At 65.7% G+C, this 15,025-nt stretch carries 13 protein-coding genes; 5 read left to right on the plus strand and 8 right to left on the minus strand.

Going from position 1 to position 15,025, the window contains the following annotated elements:
* The first annotated feature begins 26 nt into the window (after positions 1-26).
* The 3 genes from EPO41_RS23315 to EPO41_RS23325 all read left to right on the plus strand — a co-directional run bounded on the left by EPO41_RS23315 (position 27) and on the right by EPO41_RS23325 (position 3,606).
* Entirely contained in the window at positions 27-815 is a 789-nt protein-coding gene (locus tag EPO41_RS23315) for a YggS family pyridoxal phosphate-dependent enzyme (RefSeq protein WP_296330505.1), read from the plus strand.
* A gap of 101 nt (positions 816-916) precedes the next feature.
* Complete coding sequence (locus EPO41_RS23320) at positions 917-2,281, plus strand: LLM class flavin-dependent oxidoreductase (RefSeq protein ID WP_296330507.1); 1,365 nt, start codon at positions 917-919, stop codon at positions 2,279-2,281.
* On the plus strand, positions 2,278-3,606 hold the full coding sequence (locus tag EPO41_RS23325) for an LLM class flavin-dependent oxidoreductase (protein WP_296330510.1): 1,329 nt from the start codon (positions 2,278-2,280) through the stop codon (positions 3,604-3,606). The genes EPO41_RS23320 and EPO41_RS23325 overlap by 4 nt, the downstream gene beginning before the upstream one ends.
* Before the next feature lie 7 nt (positions 3,607-3,613).
* On the opposite strand, the gene EPO41_RS23330 is transcribed toward EPO41_RS23325, so the two are convergent.
* Positions 3,614-5,218, minus strand: a complete 1,605-nt coding sequence (locus EPO41_RS23330; RefSeq protein WP_296330513.1) for an ABC transporter substrate-binding protein — start codon at positions 5,216-5,218, stop codon at positions 3,614-3,616.
* 158 nt (positions 5,219-5,376) lie between these two features.
* Between EPO41_RS23330 and EPO41_RS23335 the strand changes: the two genes are divergently transcribed.
* Positions 5,377-8,247: a winged helix-turn-helix domain-containing protein gene (locus tag EPO41_RS23335; RefSeq protein ID WP_296330516.1), complete on the plus strand. Its 2,871-nt coding sequence runs from the start codon at positions 5,377-5,379 to the stop codon at positions 8,245-8,247.
* Here the strand turns inward: EPO41_RS23335 and EPO41_RS23340 are convergent.
* The 6 genes from EPO41_RS23340 to EPO41_RS23365 form a co-directional block, all read right to left on the minus strand.
* Positions 8,234-9,289: an NAD(P)-dependent alcohol dehydrogenase gene (locus EPO41_RS23340; protein WP_296330519.1), complete on the minus strand. Its 1,056-nt coding sequence runs from the start codon at positions 9,287-9,289 to the stop codon at positions 8,234-8,236. The genes EPO41_RS23335 and EPO41_RS23340 overlap by 14 nt on opposite strands.
* A 50-nt stretch (positions 9,290-9,339) precedes the next feature.
* Positions 9,340-10,713, minus strand: a complete 1,374-nt coding sequence (locus EPO41_RS23345) for an NAD-dependent succinate-semialdehyde dehydrogenase (protein ID WP_296330522.1) — start codon at positions 10,711-10,713, stop codon at positions 9,340-9,342.
* Between the two features lie 66 nt (positions 10,714-10,779).
* A complete protein-coding gene (locus EPO41_RS23350; protein WP_296330525.1) occupies positions 10,780-11,193 on the minus strand; it encodes a GFA family protein in 414 nt (137 codons plus the stop codon).
* Positions 11,190-11,879 (minus strand): type 1 glutamine amidotransferase domain-containing protein, encoded by a 690-nt coding sequence (locus EPO41_RS23355; protein WP_296330528.1) that lies wholly within the window; start codon positions 11,877-11,879, stop codon positions 11,190-11,192. Before EPO41_RS23355 ends, EPO41_RS23350 begins: the two co-directional genes overlap by 4 nt.
* A gap of 91 nt (positions 11,880-11,970) precedes the next feature.
* The gene (locus tag EPO41_RS23360) at positions 11,971-12,393 is read right to left on the minus strand and encodes a heme-binding protein (RefSeq protein ID WP_296330531.1); all 423 of its coding nucleotides are present in this window, start codon (positions 12,391-12,393) and stop codon (positions 11,971-11,973) included.
* Between the two features lie 98 nt (positions 12,394-12,491).
* Positions 12,492-13,301 (minus strand): glycoside hydrolase family 25 protein, encoded by an 810-nt coding sequence (locus tag EPO41_RS23365; RefSeq protein WP_296330533.1) that lies wholly within the window; start codon positions 13,299-13,301, stop codon positions 12,492-12,494.
* Positions 13,302-13,426: 125 nt separating this feature from the next.
* Here EPO41_RS23365 and EPO41_RS23370 point away from each other — a divergent pair, with 125 nt between their 5' ends.
* Complete coding sequence (locus tag EPO41_RS23370; protein WP_296330536.1) at positions 13,427-14,419, plus strand: Gfo/Idh/MocA family oxidoreductase; 993 nt, start codon at positions 13,427-13,429, stop codon at positions 14,417-14,419.
* Here EPO41_RS23370 and EPO41_RS23375 read toward each other — a convergent pair.
* The gene (locus tag EPO41_RS23375; protein WP_296330539.1) at positions 14,407-14,829 is read right to left on the minus strand and encodes an SET domain-containing protein; all 423 of its coding nucleotides are present in this window, start codon (positions 14,827-14,829) and stop codon (positions 14,407-14,409) included. The genes EPO41_RS23370 and EPO41_RS23375 overlap by 13 nt on opposite strands.
* Positions 14,830-15,025: the final 196 nt, after the last annotated feature.

Consider the following 15,025-nt stretch of genomic DNA (forward strand, 5'->3'; position numbering starts at 1 on the left):
CTGCCGGACCAACCATCCGGTCACGAATGAACACGCCCATCCATACGCCAAGTCTCACGGCCGAAGACATCAAGCGCTTCGGCCCTGACCCCTTTTCCATGTTCAGCCGCAACCTCGCTTCCGTCGAGACGCGAATCGCGCAGGCCTGTGCGCGTGCGGGACGGGCGCGCGAGACGGTGCGGCTGCTGCCGATCACAAAGACGGTGCCGGCGCACATCCTGCGCTTCGCCTACGAGGCTGGCATCCGCGACTTCGGCGAGAACAAGATCCAGGAAGCCGTGGCCAAGCGGGCCGAACTGCAGGACCTGCCCATCGACTGGTGCATCGTCGGGCACCTGCAGACCAACAAGGTCAAATACCTCACCCGCTTCGCGCGGGAATTCCATGCATTGGATAGCGTGCGCCTCGCCGAGACGCTCAATGCCCGCCTCGACCGGGAGGATCGCTCGCTCGACGTCTACGTGCAGGTGAATACGTCGGCCGAGGAGAGCAAGTACGGCCTGCAGCCCGGCGAGTTGCTCCCCTATCTCGACGAGCTCGGGCGCTTTCCGCGGCTGAAGCCGCGCGGGCTGATGACCCTGGCCGTTTTCAGCACGGATCTCGACAAGGTGCGTCCCTGCTTCGAACGCCTGCGGGAGCTGCGCGACACGGCCGTCCGGCACGATCCCGCCATCAGGGAACTGTCGATGGGCATGTCGAACGATTTCGAGGAGGCGATCGTCCAGGGCGCCGACGTGGTGCGCGTCGGCGAGGCGATCTTCGGCAAGCGCTCGACACCGGACGGACATTACTGGCCGGTTGCGGCGAACCCATAGGCGGTCCCCTACGGCCCGGTTCTTGCGACGGCTCGTGGCGAGGCTGGCGGTCGTGCCACACTGGCCGGCGACCGCGAGTGCCCGAACGAGGAGCCGATGCCATGATGCATCTCGCCTGCATTCCCAATCTCGTCGGCGGCCATCTGGGGGGCTGGCGCCACAAGGATGCCTTTGACAGACCGGTGATGAATCTCGAGGCTTTCATCGAGATGTCGCAGATCGCCGAGCGCGGAAAGTTCGACTGCGTGTTCCTGGCCGATGGCAACGGCGTGCGCGACATGGATCGCCCGGCGCTGTTCGCCGCCAATCATCCCTCGGCGCGACCGTCCTTCTTCGAGCCGACGACGCTGCTCTCGGCCGTCGCGATGGTGACGAAGAGGGTCGGCATCGTCGCCACGGCGACCAGCACCTACGACGAGCCCTGGATGGTGGCCCGCCGCTTCGCCTCGATGGACCATATCAGCAAGGGGCGCGCCGGCTGGAACCTGGTCACGGCCTCCAATGCCGGCGACGCGCTCAACTTTGGCCGCAGCGAACATATGGGCCGCGAGGACCGCTATGCGCGGGCGCAGGAATTCTACGAGGTCGTCGCAGCCCTGTGGGACAGCTGGGCCGACGACGCTTTCCCGCAGGACAAGGCGAGCGGTCAGTATCTCGACCCGACGCGCGTGCGGCCCATCGACCATAGCGGCCCGCATTTCACGGTGAAGGGCCCGTTGAACATCTCGCGCACGCCGCAGGGTCGGCCGATCGTCTTCATGGCCGGCCAGTCCGCGCCCGGCATGGAACTGGCGGCGCGCTATGCCGACGCGCTGTTCGGCGCGGGCACCACCAAGCAGGATTGCATCGACGCCTATGCCGACATCAAGGGCCGCATGGCGCGCTACGGCCGCTCGCCCGACACGCTGAAGATCCTGCCGGGCGTCAGCGTCTTCACCGGCCGCACCGCCGCCGAAGCGGAGGACCTCTATCTGGAACTCCAGTCGTTGATCTCGCCGGCGCTGGGCGTGCACTATCTCTCCAAGATGCTGGTGCACGATCTCGAGAACCTGCCGCTCGACGGCCCGCTGCCTCTCGACGACCTCGCCGAGGAGACGCTGGGTGGCAGCAGCCTGCGCCGCTACATCATCGACATGGCCCGGCGCGACAAGCTCACCCTCCGCGAGACCTACCAGCGCACGCTGCCGGCGCTGGGCGGCCCGGTGTTCAAGGGCAGCCCGACGCAGGTCGCCGACGAGATGGAGGATTGGTGGCGGAGCAAGGCCGGTGACGGCTTCACCATCATGGCGCCGGTCCAGCCAAGCGGCCTCCGCGACTTCGTCGACCTGGTCGTGCCCGAGCTGCAGCGCCGCGGCATCTTCCGGAAGGAATACGAGACCACCACCCTGCGCGGGCATCTCGGGCTCCCGGACGCGCCGAGCCGGTGGCATGCAGCGCCGAAGAAAGCCGAGCGCGGCGCGGCATGATGGTGCTGGGCTTCACCGGCGGCGCCCTGGGCGGCCATCTCGGCGGCTGGCGTCATCGCGATTCCTTTCCGACGACCACCATGCAGCTGCAGTGCATGGTCGAAATGGCGCAGATCGCCGAACGCGGCCAGTTCGACATGATGTTCCTGGCCGACGGCAATGGCGTGCGGCAGATGGACAAGCCCGCCCTCTTCGCCGCCAACAGCCCGTCCGATCGTCCGGCGGTGTTCGAGCCGGTGACTTTGTTCGCCGCACTTGCGCAACACACGAGCAAGATCGGTCTGGTCGCCACCGCGACGACGACCTACGAGGAGCCTTTCAGCATCGCCCGCAAGTTCGCCTCGCTGGATCATCTGAGCGGCGGCCGGGCAGGCTGGAACCTGGTCACGACCCAGTATGTCGAGGATGCGAAGAACTTCGGCCGCGACGAGCATATGGGCCGCGTCGAACGCTACGAGCGGGCGCAGGAAAGCCTCGATGTCGTGCGCGCCCTCTGGGATTCCTGGGCGACCGATGCCTTCCTGCAGGACAAGGCGACGGGGCGGTATCTCGACCCGGCGCGGGTGCGCCTGACCAATCACCGCGGTGCGCATTTCGCGGTCAAGGGACCGCTCAATGTCGCCCGAACACCGCAGGGCCAGCCCGTGGTCTTCATGGCCGGCCAGTCGGAGGCCGGCAAGGAGCTGGCGGCCTATGGCGGCGAGGGCCTGTTCGGCACGGCCAGCAGCAAGGCGCAGGCCCAGAGGGAATATGCCGACATCAAGGACCGGATGCCGAAATATGGCCGTCCACCCGAAGCGCTGAAGATCCTGCCCGCGCTCAGCGTGTTCGTCGGCCGAACCAGTGCCGAGGCCGACGACCTCTACGAAGAGCTGCAGGCCCTGATCGCGCCGTCGCTTGCCGTCAGCTACCTGTCGAAGCTGGTGGGTTTCGACCTGAGCGAGGTCCCTCTCGACGGCCCGATGCCGGCAGGCCCGGGCGAAAGCGTCGGCGGTACCGCGATCGGCCGCTCGGTCCTCGAGATGGCGGCGCGCGAGGGCCTGAGCGTGCGCGGCACCTACGAGCGTGTCCTGCCATCGATGGGCGGCAACATGGTGAAGGGCGATCCGGTGCAGGTCGCCGACATGATGGAGGATTGGTACACCGGCAAGGCGTGCGACGGGTTCATGCTGTCCATGCCCGTCCAGCCGCGCAGCCTGCGCGACTTCGTCGAGCTGGTCGTGCCGGAACTCCAGCGCCGCGGCCTGCGTCCAGCGGACTACAGAGGCGCGACCCTGCGCGAGAATATGGGGTTGCCGTTTCCGGCAGACCCTTTCCTGCCGTAAATCGCGGCTACTGCGTCTTCTCTGCGTTCCAGAACAGCATGGCAGTCATCGGCGGCATCCAGCCCTTCGTGCTGGTGCGGTAGGCGAACTGGCCGTACCACTCGCCCAGCGGATAGTGCGTGCCGAGCGTCACGGCGCGGATCTGGATCTCGTCGGCGATCGCCTTCTTCTTTGCGGCGTCGCTTTCCAGGGCGAACTGGTCGCGCAGCTCCTCGATCCGCTTGTCGCACGGCCAGCCGGGCGTCGCCTTCTCGCACGAGGCGTTGAGGTTCTGCGACACGATGGGATCGGACGAATCGAGGGCGCCCCAGCTCGTCAGGAAGACGCTCCAGCCGCCCTTGTCCGGCGCGTCCCGCTTGTTGGTGCGGGCCACGGTCGTCTGCCAGTCCATCGACTGCATGTCGACCTTGAAGCCGGCGCGTTCGAGCTGTGACTTCGCCACCGGTGCCAGGTTCATGAGCGCCGGCAGGTCGGTCGTGTGCATGACCACGAGCGGCGTGCCGTCGTAGCCCGCTTCCTTCAGGAGCTCGCGCGCCTTGGCGACATTGCCTTCGAGGCGTCCGTCCATTGCGGTATTGCTGGCCAACGGCGTGCTGCAGATGAAGTAGGCCTTGCAGAGCTGGAAGAACTTCTCGTTGCCGATCTGGGCCTCGAGATAGGGGCGCTGGTCGATCGCATAGCCGATCGCCTCGCGGATCTTCGGATTGTTAAGCGGCGGGTGCAGCCAGTTCAGGCGGAGCGTGTACTGGCCGGGATAATTGCCGCGCATGAAGGCGATCGACTTGTTCTTTTCGACCATGGGCACCAGGTCCAGCGGCAGCGCCTCGATGGCGTCGATCTCACCGGTCATCAGCGCGTTGGCCGCCGTCTGGATGTCGGGCATTGCCAGCCATTCGATGCGATCGAACTTCGCGACCTTGCCGCCGGCCAGGCCCGAAGGCGGCTCGGCGCGCGGCTTGTAGTTGGGATTCTTGACGTAGACGACCTTCTCGCCGGGTTTCCACTCGTCGGCCTTGAAGATCCACGGCCCCGACCCGGTGGCCTCCTTGATCTGCTGCGTGCCCGGCGTGTCGGCGACCCGCTTGGGCATCATGAAGGGCACGGTGCTGCCGGGTTTGGCGAGCGACGCGATGACGAAGCCGTAGGGATTCTTCAACGTGAGCTTGAAGGTCCTGTCGTCGACGACGTCGAAGGATTGCGTGTGCTGCATCAGGCGCTGGCCCACGCCGTCGCGCTCGGCCCAGCGCTTGACCGACTGGATGCAGTCCTCGGCCTTTACCGGCGCACCGTCGTGCCACGCGAGGCCGTCGCGCAGCTTGAAGGTATAGACCAGCCCGTCCGGACTGACCGTGTAGCTGTCGACCATCTGCGGCTGCGGCTTCAGGTCGGCATCGAGCGAAAACAGCGTGTCGTAGACGAGATAGGCATGCGTGCGCCCGATCTGCGCCGACACCCAGATCGGATCGATCACCTTGAGGTCGGAGTGCATCACGACCTTCAGGGTCGAGGGCGAATTCTGCGCCGAAGCGGCACCCGGCAAGGCGGCCAGCAGCGCCGCAGCCGCGCCGCCCACCAGATAACCGAGGATCCTGCGCCTTGCGTATGCCAGCATACCCAATCCCTCCAGGCGATCCGCGCCATGGCCAAACATGAAGCAAAATGCGTGCTGCGTCACAGCTCGAAAGCAATGCCCGGATCGCGAAGCGGCCTACTCTCGAAGTCCCCTCCGGCGTTTGGCAGCGGCGACGCAGGCAGGTTAAAATCATTCCAATGGCAGAGCCCTCGATCAGCGGAAGCGAAAGGGTCTATCAGTTTGGCCCATTTCGCCTGTTCCCCCACCGCCAGCTGCTCATGCAGGGGGATCGTCGCGTTCAACTGGGGGCTCGCGCCTTCGAACTGCTGAACCTGATGGTTCAGCGCAGCGGCGAAATCGTCGGCCGGGATGAACTGGTGGCCGCCGCCTGGCCCAACGTCTTCGTTCACGACAGCAATCTCAAGGTCAACATGTGGAGCCTGCGGCGATCCCTGGGCGACACGCAGAAGGAGCCGACCTATATCGCGACGGTCGCGGGACGGGGCTATCGGTTCGTGTCGGCGGTGCATGCCAGTACCGCGGGCATCATCGACGAAAGCCCCACAATCGAGACCGCAAGGCTGCGCGGACTTCCGCCGCAGCCTCACATCGTCGGCCGGGAAAGCGAAATTGCCGAGGTCCTCGCGGCGCTGCGCATCAGGCGCCACGTCACGGTGGTTGGAACCGGCGGAGTCGGCAAGACGACCGTCGCCATCGCAGCCGCGCGGGCGTTCGCTGACGAATGTCCGGACGGCATCTGCTTCGTCGATCTCTCGACCTGCGAGGACCCGGCCCTCGTCCCCACCGCGCTGGCTGCGGCTCTCGGGTTGCGCGGCGATCCCGCCGACGCACTCACCGCCATCTTCGGATTCCTCGAACGGCGCCACCTGCTCGTCCTCCTCGACAATTGCGAGCATGTGCTGCCGGGCGTAACCGCGTTCACCCGCGCTTTCGCGGCCCGCGGGGGGAAATCGACGCTGCTTGCCACGAGCCGCGAGGCTCTGGACACACCTGACGAACATGTCGTGTGGCTGGGCCCCCTCGCCTGTCCCGACTCCGGCCATGCCCTCACCGTGAACGAGGTCAAGCGGTTCCCGGCGGTGGATCTGTTCGCGCGCCGGGCGTCGGAATGGGCGGACTACGAACTCGTCGACGCCGACTGCACGGCCGTCGTGCAGATATGCCGGGCCCTCGACGGATTGCCGCTGGCGATCGAGCTGGCTGCGTCCAAGGCGGAAGGTCACGCAATGCCGGATATTCTGGCCACGCTCGACAGGCATCTGAGCGCCCCAAGCGCGCATTCCCCGAAGACGGCACCGCGCCAGGAGACATTGCTGGCGACGATCGACTGGAGCTACAGGCTGTTGTCGCCGAACGAAGCCACGCTCTTCGCCCTGGTGTCGGTGTTCGCCGATGCCTTCGAACTCGAAGATGTCGTTGCCGTTGCGACGACGGCGGGATTGAGGCCGACCCACGTCACCACCGGCCTGGGGGGCCTCGTCGCCAAGTCATTGCTGGCCGCTCAGGTGAGCGGCGCCGGTCTGCACTATCGTCTTCTCGACAGCACACGCCGCTATGCCACGAGGCGACGGCTCAAGACCGAACTGGATGCGCCGGCGCGACGTTCCCACGCCGAACGCATCCTCGCTCTGTTCGAACAGTCAGAGGCGGAATGGGGCTGGCGCGACGGCGACGACTGGACCCGGCGATATCTCGGCCGCATCGCCGACGTGCGGGCGGCTCTGACCTGGGCCTTCGGCGATGGCGGCGACGCGGCCCTCGGTGTCCGACTGACCGTCGCGACTATTCCGCTGTGGTTCGAACGGTCACTGATCTCGGAGACGCAGACCCGGGTCGAGGTTGCATTGGAGCACGCCGAGAAGATTGGGAGCAACGATCTCCTCAAGGCGAAGCTCGCGATCTCCCGCGGCTGGTGCATGAATTACGCGCGAATGTTCGTGCCCGAGATCGAGGACATCTGGCTCACCGCCCTCGCCCTCGCAAGGCGCGCCGCAAATCTCGCCTTCGAGCTACAATCGCTGGCAGGGCTTGCGATCTATCTGGGAAGGGTAGGACGCATCAGGCACACCATCGAGCGGCTGGAAGAATTTCGTGCGATTTGCGCCCGACATCAGGATTGGTCGCTGGCGCCGGAAGGCGAGCGCCTGCTTGCCTGGGCGAAGGCGCATACGGGAGACCTGACCGCCTCCCTGACAACGCTGGAAAGGTTGGCCGCAGCACATTCGCGGATCAGCAGGGGATCGCGAATGGCGGGCTTTCAGGTCGACCGCTACATCGGAATCCGTTGCTATATTCCGGTGCTCGCATGGGTGAGCGGCCGTCCCGACTATGGCGCGACCGTCGCTCGGGCTGCGATCGACGCCGCCGAGAGCACCGGCCATCTTGTCTCCCAGTCGAACGTACTCGCGCTCGCCGGCTGCCCCGTCTCGCTGCTGAACGGCGATGTCGAATTCCTCGAACGCTGCACGACCCGACTGCGATCGATCCTCGAGATCGAGTTACTCGCAAACTGGATTCCGGTACAGCGATTCTACACGGCGGCCCTCGACGACCTGCGCGGGCATACGGGCGCCGGGGTCCGCATGAGCTCCGCAATCGACGAATTGATCGAGACGCGGTTCGTCAGGGGAATCGCCAACTTCATAAGCGTCCTGGCCGAGATACTGGCACGCGAGGGCCGTCTGGACGAAGCCGGCGATGCGATTGCAGAAGCGATGCGCTACGAGGCGCAGCAGGGTTTGAGATTGCGCCGGCCCGAGTTGATGCGGGTCGAGGCGCGACTCGTGCTACGAGCGGGATCGCCTGCGCGGGCGGAAAGCCTTCTCCTGAGTGCACTCGACGAAGCGCATGCCTTGGACGCCCTGTCCTACGAACTGCGGATCGCCACCGATCTGGCGGCCCACTATCTGGAGACCGGTCGATCCGACGAGGCGACCGGTCTCCTCCTTCCCATCTACCGTCGCTTCAGCGAAGGCTTCGCGACGCGCGACCTGAAGGCCGCCGACCAGCTCCTACAACGCGCGCGCGGTTCGTTCACCATTTCATGACGGCACGACCGATGATGTCTCCAGCCCTCATCAGGTCGAGATACTCATTGATCTGCTCGAACTTGAAGAGCTTGCTCGTGTGATGAACCTTGTCCTGGGCAGCCAGCGACAGGACTTCCGCGAGATCGACATTGTTGCCCCAGTAAGAGCCGTGGAACGTCTGCTCACGGTTCACGCGCGGCAGCAGCGGCACGCTGATACGTTCGCCGACGAGCCCGACATTGGCATAGTGTCCGCTGATCCCGAGGAGACTGAAGGCGAGCTCCATCATCTCCGTGGCGCCGGCGCAGTCGATGATGGCGTCGAGGTCCTTCTGGCCCACCGCTTTCTCGAGTTCGGTCGCAATCGCCTCGGAGGTCTTGTTCTTGATCGCGATCACATGGTCGGCCCCGTTCTCCTTCGCGACCGCCAGCTTGTCCGCGTTGCGCGCGAAGGCGACGACCTTGGCGCCGCCGCCCAGCAGCCTCGCATATTGAACGGCGTACGCGCCGAGGCCGCCGATGCCGAAGACCCCGATGACCCTGTCCGGTCCCAGCGCGCCGGCATCACGCAACTTCTTGATGCCACGATACGGCGTCAGTCCGGCATCCGTAAGGGGCGCGATCTGTTCGAACTTCAGGCGCTTGTCCGCCTTGACGAGATAGCGCGCCGGCACCGGGATATACTCGGCGAACCCGCCATAGGGGCCAAAGCCCGGCCAACGGACATTCGCGCAGATATGGGTGTTGCCCACGAGGCAGTGACGGCACACGCCATCGCCCCAACCCGGCGCCACGCCGACGGCATCGCCCTCCGCCAAGCCTGCCTTCTTCGGGACGTCCTTGCCGATCTTCGACACCACGCCCGAGATTTCGTGCCCGATCGTGATCGGCGTCGGGATGTCGGCAAAGGGGCGGAAGTAGCCGTCGATCAGCTGCGCGTCCGACCGGCACATGCCACACGCCTTCACCTGGACGAGGATCTCATCCGGCTGGATGTCCGGCACCGGAATGTCCTCGAGGACGACGGGCTTACCATATTCATGGATGCGAGCGGCCTTCATCTGCGTACCCTTCCTGCGTTGTTGAACCGAATGCAGTGCCCGCCGAGCAGTCAGCTCCTGGCAACCACCACCATCTTCTGGTTGACGAATTCCTTGATGCCGAACTGGGAGAGTTCGCGCCCGTAGCCGGATCGCTTCACGCCGCCGAACGGCAGCTCCGGCGCCGTGGCGGAGCGGGTGTTGATCCAGACGGAGCCGGTCTCCATACGCGATGCGAGTGCCTCCGCCCTGCCGATGTCGGCCGTGAAAACCGCCCCCGACAGGCCGAAGTTCGAATCGTTGGCAAGCTCGACGGCTTCGTCGTCGTCGCGCACGACGTAGACCTGCGCGACCGGTCCGAAGAACTCCTCGAAGTAGGCGGGATTGTCGCGCGTGATGCCGGTCAGGATCGTCGGCTGGTAGAAGGCGCCTGGTCCCTCGATCACTGCACCTCCATGGTGGAGCGTCGCGCCCGCCTTCACCGCCCGGTCGACCTGGGCCGCGATATCGTCGCGCGAGGCGCGGGAACAGAGCGGCCCCATCCCCACCGTCTCGTCCATCGGATCGCCGACCTTCGTGGCTGCAAACCTCTCGGTGAACTTCTCCAGGAATCGATCCGCGACCTTTGCGTGGACCAGGAAGCGCTTCGCGGCATTACACGCCTGGCCCGCCACGTTGAGCCGCGCATTGGCGCCGATCTCCACCGCCCGGTCGAGGTCGGCGTCGTCCAGCACCACGAAGACGTCGGCGCCGCCGAGTTCCATCACCGACTTCTTGAGATGCTTGCCGGCCTGGGAAGCCACCGCGCTGCCGGCCTTCTCGGAACCGGTCAGCGCCACCCCCTGGACCCTGCCGTCCTCGATCAGGGACGCGATCTGCTGGCCCGAGGCGAAGAGGTTCGTCCAGGCGCCCGCCGGCGCGCCCGCTTCCGTCACGAGTCCCTCGAACGCGACGGCCGCCTGCGGGACGATGCTCGCATGCTTGGCCAGCACCGGATTGCCGATTGCGATGTTTGGCGCTGCGACTCGCACCAGCTGGTAATAGGGAAAGTTCCACGGCTCTACCGCCACGATGACGCCGATCGGATGATATTCGACCCAGGCCTCACCCTGGGATGTCAGGAGCTTCTCGGGGGCCAGGAAGGTTGCGGCATTCGTCGCGTAGTAGCGCGCGATCGAGGCGGTGACGCCGACTTCCCAACGGGCTTCCGAAATCCGCTTGCCCATCTCCTTCACCAGGGCGGCCGCAAGCTCTTCCGCGCGCGCGTCGATGAGGTCGGCCAGGCGCTCCAGCACCTTCAGGCGCGGCTCGATCGCCCCCTTCGACCAGCTCGATTTATAGAGAGCGTTTGCGGCGGCGAGCGCCGACTGGATCTCGGCATCCGTATGATTGGCGAATGTCCTGATTGTCTCGCCCGTCGCCGGGTTCACGCTCGCATAAGCCATTCCCGTCTCCCTACCCGGAGGTGTCTCGAACAAAGCAAGTGAATGCGGGGAGCGTGTCCCGCCGGTTCAGCCCGGCATGCTGTCGAACTGTGGCATGTCGAGCGGCTTGACCCAGGCGAGGCGGCGCTTGGTGAACATTTCGAGTTTCGGCGTGATCAGAGCCGGCTCGTCGAGGCTGCCCAGCATCACGAACACGAGACCGGGAAAGCTCTCGAGATTGCTGGTGAACAGCCGCGAGCCGCAGTTGGGACAGAAGTTGCGATCGAGGCCCTTCCCGGAATCGGCAACGTAGTGATGCGGCTTCGGCGTGCCGCTGAGCAGGGTGAAGTCGTCCTCGGGCACGCCGAAGAAGGTGGCCGCCTCGCCGCCGGACGCTCGCTTGCAATCGAGGCAGTGGCAGTTGGCGATGAAATCCGGATCCTTGTCGAATGCGAACTTCACGGCCCCGCAGGCGCATTTGCCCGTATACTTCTTGCTCATGGCGTTTTCTTCTCCAGCGCCTGGAGCAAGGTGCCGGCCGTCTTCTTCGACGAGGCCGGGTTCTGGCCGGTGATCAGCAAGCCGTCCTGGACGACATGGACGCCCCAGAGCCCGGTCGACGTGAATTTCGCGCCCTGCTCCTTCAGTACGTCTTCCAGCAGGTACGGAACGACGTCGACGAGCTTCATCGCCTCTTCCTCGGCATCGGTGAATCCCGTGACGGACCGGCCCCTGGCGATCGGATCGCCGTTGGGCGCCTTGACCTTCGTCAGGATGCCCGGCGCGTGGCAGACGAGCGCGACCGGCTTCTTGGCCGCCAGCATGCCTTCTATGAGCGACAGCGCGTTGCGGTCGTTGGTCAGGTCCCACAGCGGCCCGTGGCCACCCGGAAAGAACACGCCATCGAAATCGGCAAGATTGATCTCGCCAAGCACCCTGGTGGTGGCGAGCGACTGCATTGCCGCAGCGTCCTTCTCGAAGCGCCGCGTCTCGTCGGTCTGGAACGCCACCTCGTTGCTCTTGGGATCGAGCGGCGGCTGCCCGCCTTTCGGTGAAGCGAGCGTCACGTTCGCTCCAGCGTCACGGAAGACGAAGTACGGCGCCGCGAGCTCCTCGAGCCAGAAGCCCGTCTTCTTGCCGGTATTTCCCAACTGATCGTGCGAGGTGAGAACCATGAGGATGTTCATGTCGGCCGCCTCCTTCGAATGTTCCCGCTTGTATCGCAGAGAGCCTGAAGTGCCTGGTTAAATGAGGTAAAATCGGAACCGGCTCGGCCAGTCATGGCCGCGTGATTGCGCCGACCGCAGCCTGTGCGACCGCGATGTCCTGCTCGATAGTGCCCGCACTGGCACCCACTGCGCCGATGACATTTCCATGAACGATGACGGGAATACCGCCGCCGAAGATGACGACCTTGCCCGCGTTGCTCTGTTCGATGCCGTGGAGCGGTTGCCCCGGTGCGGCCAGCTCTCCGAGATAGTCCGTCGATTTGTCGAAGAGCCGCGCCGTCATCGCCTTGCCGATTGCGAGATCGATGCTGCCGATCAGCGCGCCGTCCTGACGCGAGAAAGCGAGAAGATGGCCGCCATCGTCGACGACCGCGATATTGTAGGGAACTCCGAAACTCACGGCCTTTGACTCCGCCGCCGCCAGCATCCGCTTCGCGTCGTCGAGCGTGAGACTCTCATGCGATCTGGGCATCTCGTCCTCACCTGGGCCGGAGACCCGTCGAGAGCTATCACTCCCGACCGACCGACGCAGGTTAAACGACGTAAAATCTGCCGGGCGCAAATGCCGGCTTAGCCGGCGCCCCAGAAGCTCTGCAGCTCGCCCGCGTCGCCGTTGAACAGGTTGCGGTCGCAGTGGCTGACGCCCTGGACGATGTTGGTCTGGCCGTACGCCGGCTTGGCCACGCTTTCATCGCCGGCATATTGCCAGAGGCGCCAGCCGGTCGTTTCCCAGCCGATCGGCACTTCAGGCGAATCGTGATAGTCGGCGATCCACAGGCCGCAGCGGGCGACGGGCGAGTCCGGTGTGATCCGTGCCCCGAGACTCAAACCCGAGTTCGGCAGCGGATCGCCGTTGGCCCAGGTCGGATGCACGTAGACGATCGGCAGCCGGCCCGTTGCCGCGGCCACAGCCTGCACGAACTCCTCGGCCTGGTCGAGCCGCATCGAATTGCCGGGATTGTTCTCATTGGCCTCCAGATCGAGCGCGAGCAGGGTGCGCGGGCCGGGCCGGGCGACAGAGAGGAAGTACGCGGCCTGCCGCGCCCCGGAGGTCTGGCCCGTGCCGAAGTGGTAGGCACCCCACAGCAGGCCCGCCGCCTCGGCTTGCGGCCACCGACCGGCATAGGCCGTGTCGAGATAGTCGCCGCCTTCGGTCGCCTTGTGGATGACGCCCAGTATGCCGCTTCGCCGCACCGCGCGGAAATCCGCGACCGTCACGCTGCGGCTGAGATCGATCACCGCATCGAGCCCCATCGTCGCCCGGTCGGGCGGCGGCGGCGCGATCGGATAGGTCATGGCGGTGGAAACGGGCTGTCGGGGGGTGCATCCGGCCGCCGTCATCGCAGCGAGGCCGGAGAGGATCGTTCTGCGCGGGATCATGGCGCAAGAGTACGGCGTTCCGCGCGCCCGGCAAGCCGGCCACCCGCCAGATCCTCGCTACCCCCTGCCGTCGTCCCGGGATTCGTGCAACGTCTGTCGGGACATCGACGGAGCGAGTGAACGGAATGAAGAACGGTAGCGTGGCGATCGGCATCATCGGCGCCGGCATCATGGGTGAGCGGTTGCTCGGCGCGATCCTCCAGCAGGATCCAGCCCTGATCCGCGTGTGCGGCATCTGGGATCCCTCCCCCGACGCGATGCGGCGCATGGAGCGGACCTTTCCCGGCGTGCCGCGGCTCGCCGACGCCGGAGCGGTGATTGCGGCGAGCGACTGCGTCTACGTCGCCTCGCCGCCGGCCTCCCATCTCGGTCACGCCCGCGCGGCCCTCGCGGCGGGCAAGAGTTTCTTCGGCGAGAAGCCGCTTGCGGTCGACGTCGCCGACGCGCGCGCCTTCGTGGCCGCGGCCGGCAGCCGGGGCGCCGTGAATTTCCCTTTCGCTTCCTCCTTGGCGGTGGCAACCCTCCGTGACTGGATCGACAAGGGCGAGATCGGCGCGCCGCAGCGGATCCACGTCGAAGTGGGCTTCAGGATCTGGCCGCGCCCCTGGCAGGCCGACGCCGTGGCATGGCTGGACGGCCCCGCGCAGGGAGGGTTCACACGCGAGGTCGTCTCGCATTTCCTCTTCCTGGCACGCCGCATCGCCGGGCCGCTCCACGGCCTCGACGGCGAGGCCTGGTTTCCAGAGGCCGGCAAGTCGGAACGGCGCATCTCGGCCTCCCTGCACGCCGGCGACCTGCCGGTGACGCTCGGCGGCAGCGTCGGCGAGACGGCGAAGGACGATCACAACGTTTGGGTCCTGGAGGGCGACCGCGGCGCCGTTCGCCTGTGTGACTGGTCGATCGCGGAGCGCCGCCTGCCGAACGGCAGCTGGCAGCCCGCGCCCGACGCCATGCCCAACGAGCGCGCCCGTCCCCTGGCCCTGAAGCGCCAGCTCGAGGGCGTGACCCGGCTGGCACGCGGCGAGGCCCATCACCTCGCGACGCTCGAGGAAGCGTTGAACGTCCAGGAAATCGTCGAGGCGATCCTCGCCGGGTCATCAACCCCTCAACGCGGATAGAAAGTTGATCCGTAGTCGAAGGTGATCTCCTCTCCCTTCGCAATGCCTTCGATCCCGGCCACGATCCAGATCCGGCCCTCGTCGCGAAGGATGAAGGCGTTGGGGTTCCGGCGGCGGTGATTGGCGTAGCGAGCTTCGTTGCCCCCGGAGGAGCCGTCGATGTTCGCGTTCATTCCCAGTTCGAAGATGCTGTCGGCGCCCTCCGCGATCCGCGCCAGGGCCTTGTCGTCGGGAATCCGCTCACCCTTGTACTCGATGATCTTCGTGCCCCATGGAATCTCCTCGGCGGCAAACAGGCCGTCGCCGTGAATTCCCGACTTTCTGACGACTATTTTCGCCACGTGGCTCTCACTGTTCACCAATGGGACCGCCTTAGCATCCAGACGACATGGCGAAAACACGATCATCATCCGTTGCCCTGACGACGCGCCGGGCAATGAACTCGGAAATTGCCCTGCCGCTGCGACTATTCGAGTTTGTTTGCCTGCGGCGATGGCCTATGCTCGCTCTGTGTGGGGCTACTCTATTTTTCGTCGTACGATTGGGAAATTAGGATGGATCCGACCGCACGCCTCGGTGCGCCGCCATCTGGAAACGCTTTCCTGG

Origin of the sequence: Reyranella sp., assembly GCF_004297265.1 — a bacterium.
Taxonomy (GTDB): domain Bacteria; phylum Pseudomonadota; class Alphaproteobacteria; order Reyranellales; family Reyranellaceae; genus Reyranella.

Excerpts from the sequence above, each read along its gene's own strand:
- EPO41_RS23375 (WP_296330539.1), bottom strand. The coding sequence starts at position 14,829 with ATGATGATCGTGTTTTCGCCATGTCGTCTGGATGCTAAGGCGGTCCCA.
- EPO41_RS23365 (WP_296330533.1), bottom strand. The coding sequence starts at position 13,301 with ATGATCCCGCGCAGAACGATCCTCTCCGGCCTCGCTGCGATGACGGCG.
- EPO41_RS23355 (WP_296330528.1), bottom strand. The coding sequence starts at position 11,879 with ATGAACATCCTCATGGTTCTCACCTCGCACGATCAGTTGGGAAATACC.
- EPO41_RS23360 (WP_296330531.1), bottom strand. The coding sequence starts at position 12,393 with ATGCCCAGATCGCATGAGAGTCTCACGCTCGACGACGCGAAGCGGATG.
- EPO41_RS23340 (WP_296330519.1), bottom strand. The coding sequence starts at position 9,289 with ATGAAGGCCGCTCGCATCCATGAATATGGTAAGCCCGTCGTCCTCGAG.
- EPO41_RS23350 (WP_296330525.1), bottom strand. The coding sequence starts at position 11,193 with ATGAGCAAGAAGTATACGGGCAAATGCGCCTGCGGGGCCGTGAAGTTC.
- EPO41_RS23335 (WP_296330516.1), top strand. The coding sequence starts at position 5,377 with ATGGCAGAGCCCTCGATCAGCGGAAGCGAAAGGGTCTATCAGTTTGGC.
- EPO41_RS23370 (WP_296330536.1), top strand. The coding sequence starts at position 13,427 with ATGAAGAACGGTAGCGTGGCGATCGGCATCATCGGCGCCGGCATCATG.
- EPO41_RS23325 (WP_296330510.1), top strand. The coding sequence starts at position 2,278 with ATGATGGTGCTGGGCTTCACCGGCGGCGCCCTGGGCGGCCATCTCGGC.
- EPO41_RS23345 (WP_296330522.1), bottom strand. The coding sequence starts at position 10,713 with ATGGCTTATGCGAGCGTGAACCCGGCGACGGGCGAGACAATCAGGACA.
- EPO41_RS23330 (WP_296330513.1), bottom strand. The coding sequence starts at position 5,218 with ATGCTGGCATACGCAAGGCGCAGGATCCTCGGTTATCTGGTGGGCGGC.
- EPO41_RS23320 (WP_296330507.1), top strand. The coding sequence starts at position 917 with ATGATGCATCTCGCCTGCATTCCCAATCTCGTCGGCGGCCATCTGGGG.
- EPO41_RS23315 (WP_296330505.1), top strand. The coding sequence starts at position 27 with ATGAACACGCCCATCCATACGCCAAGTCTCACGGCCGAAGACATCAAG.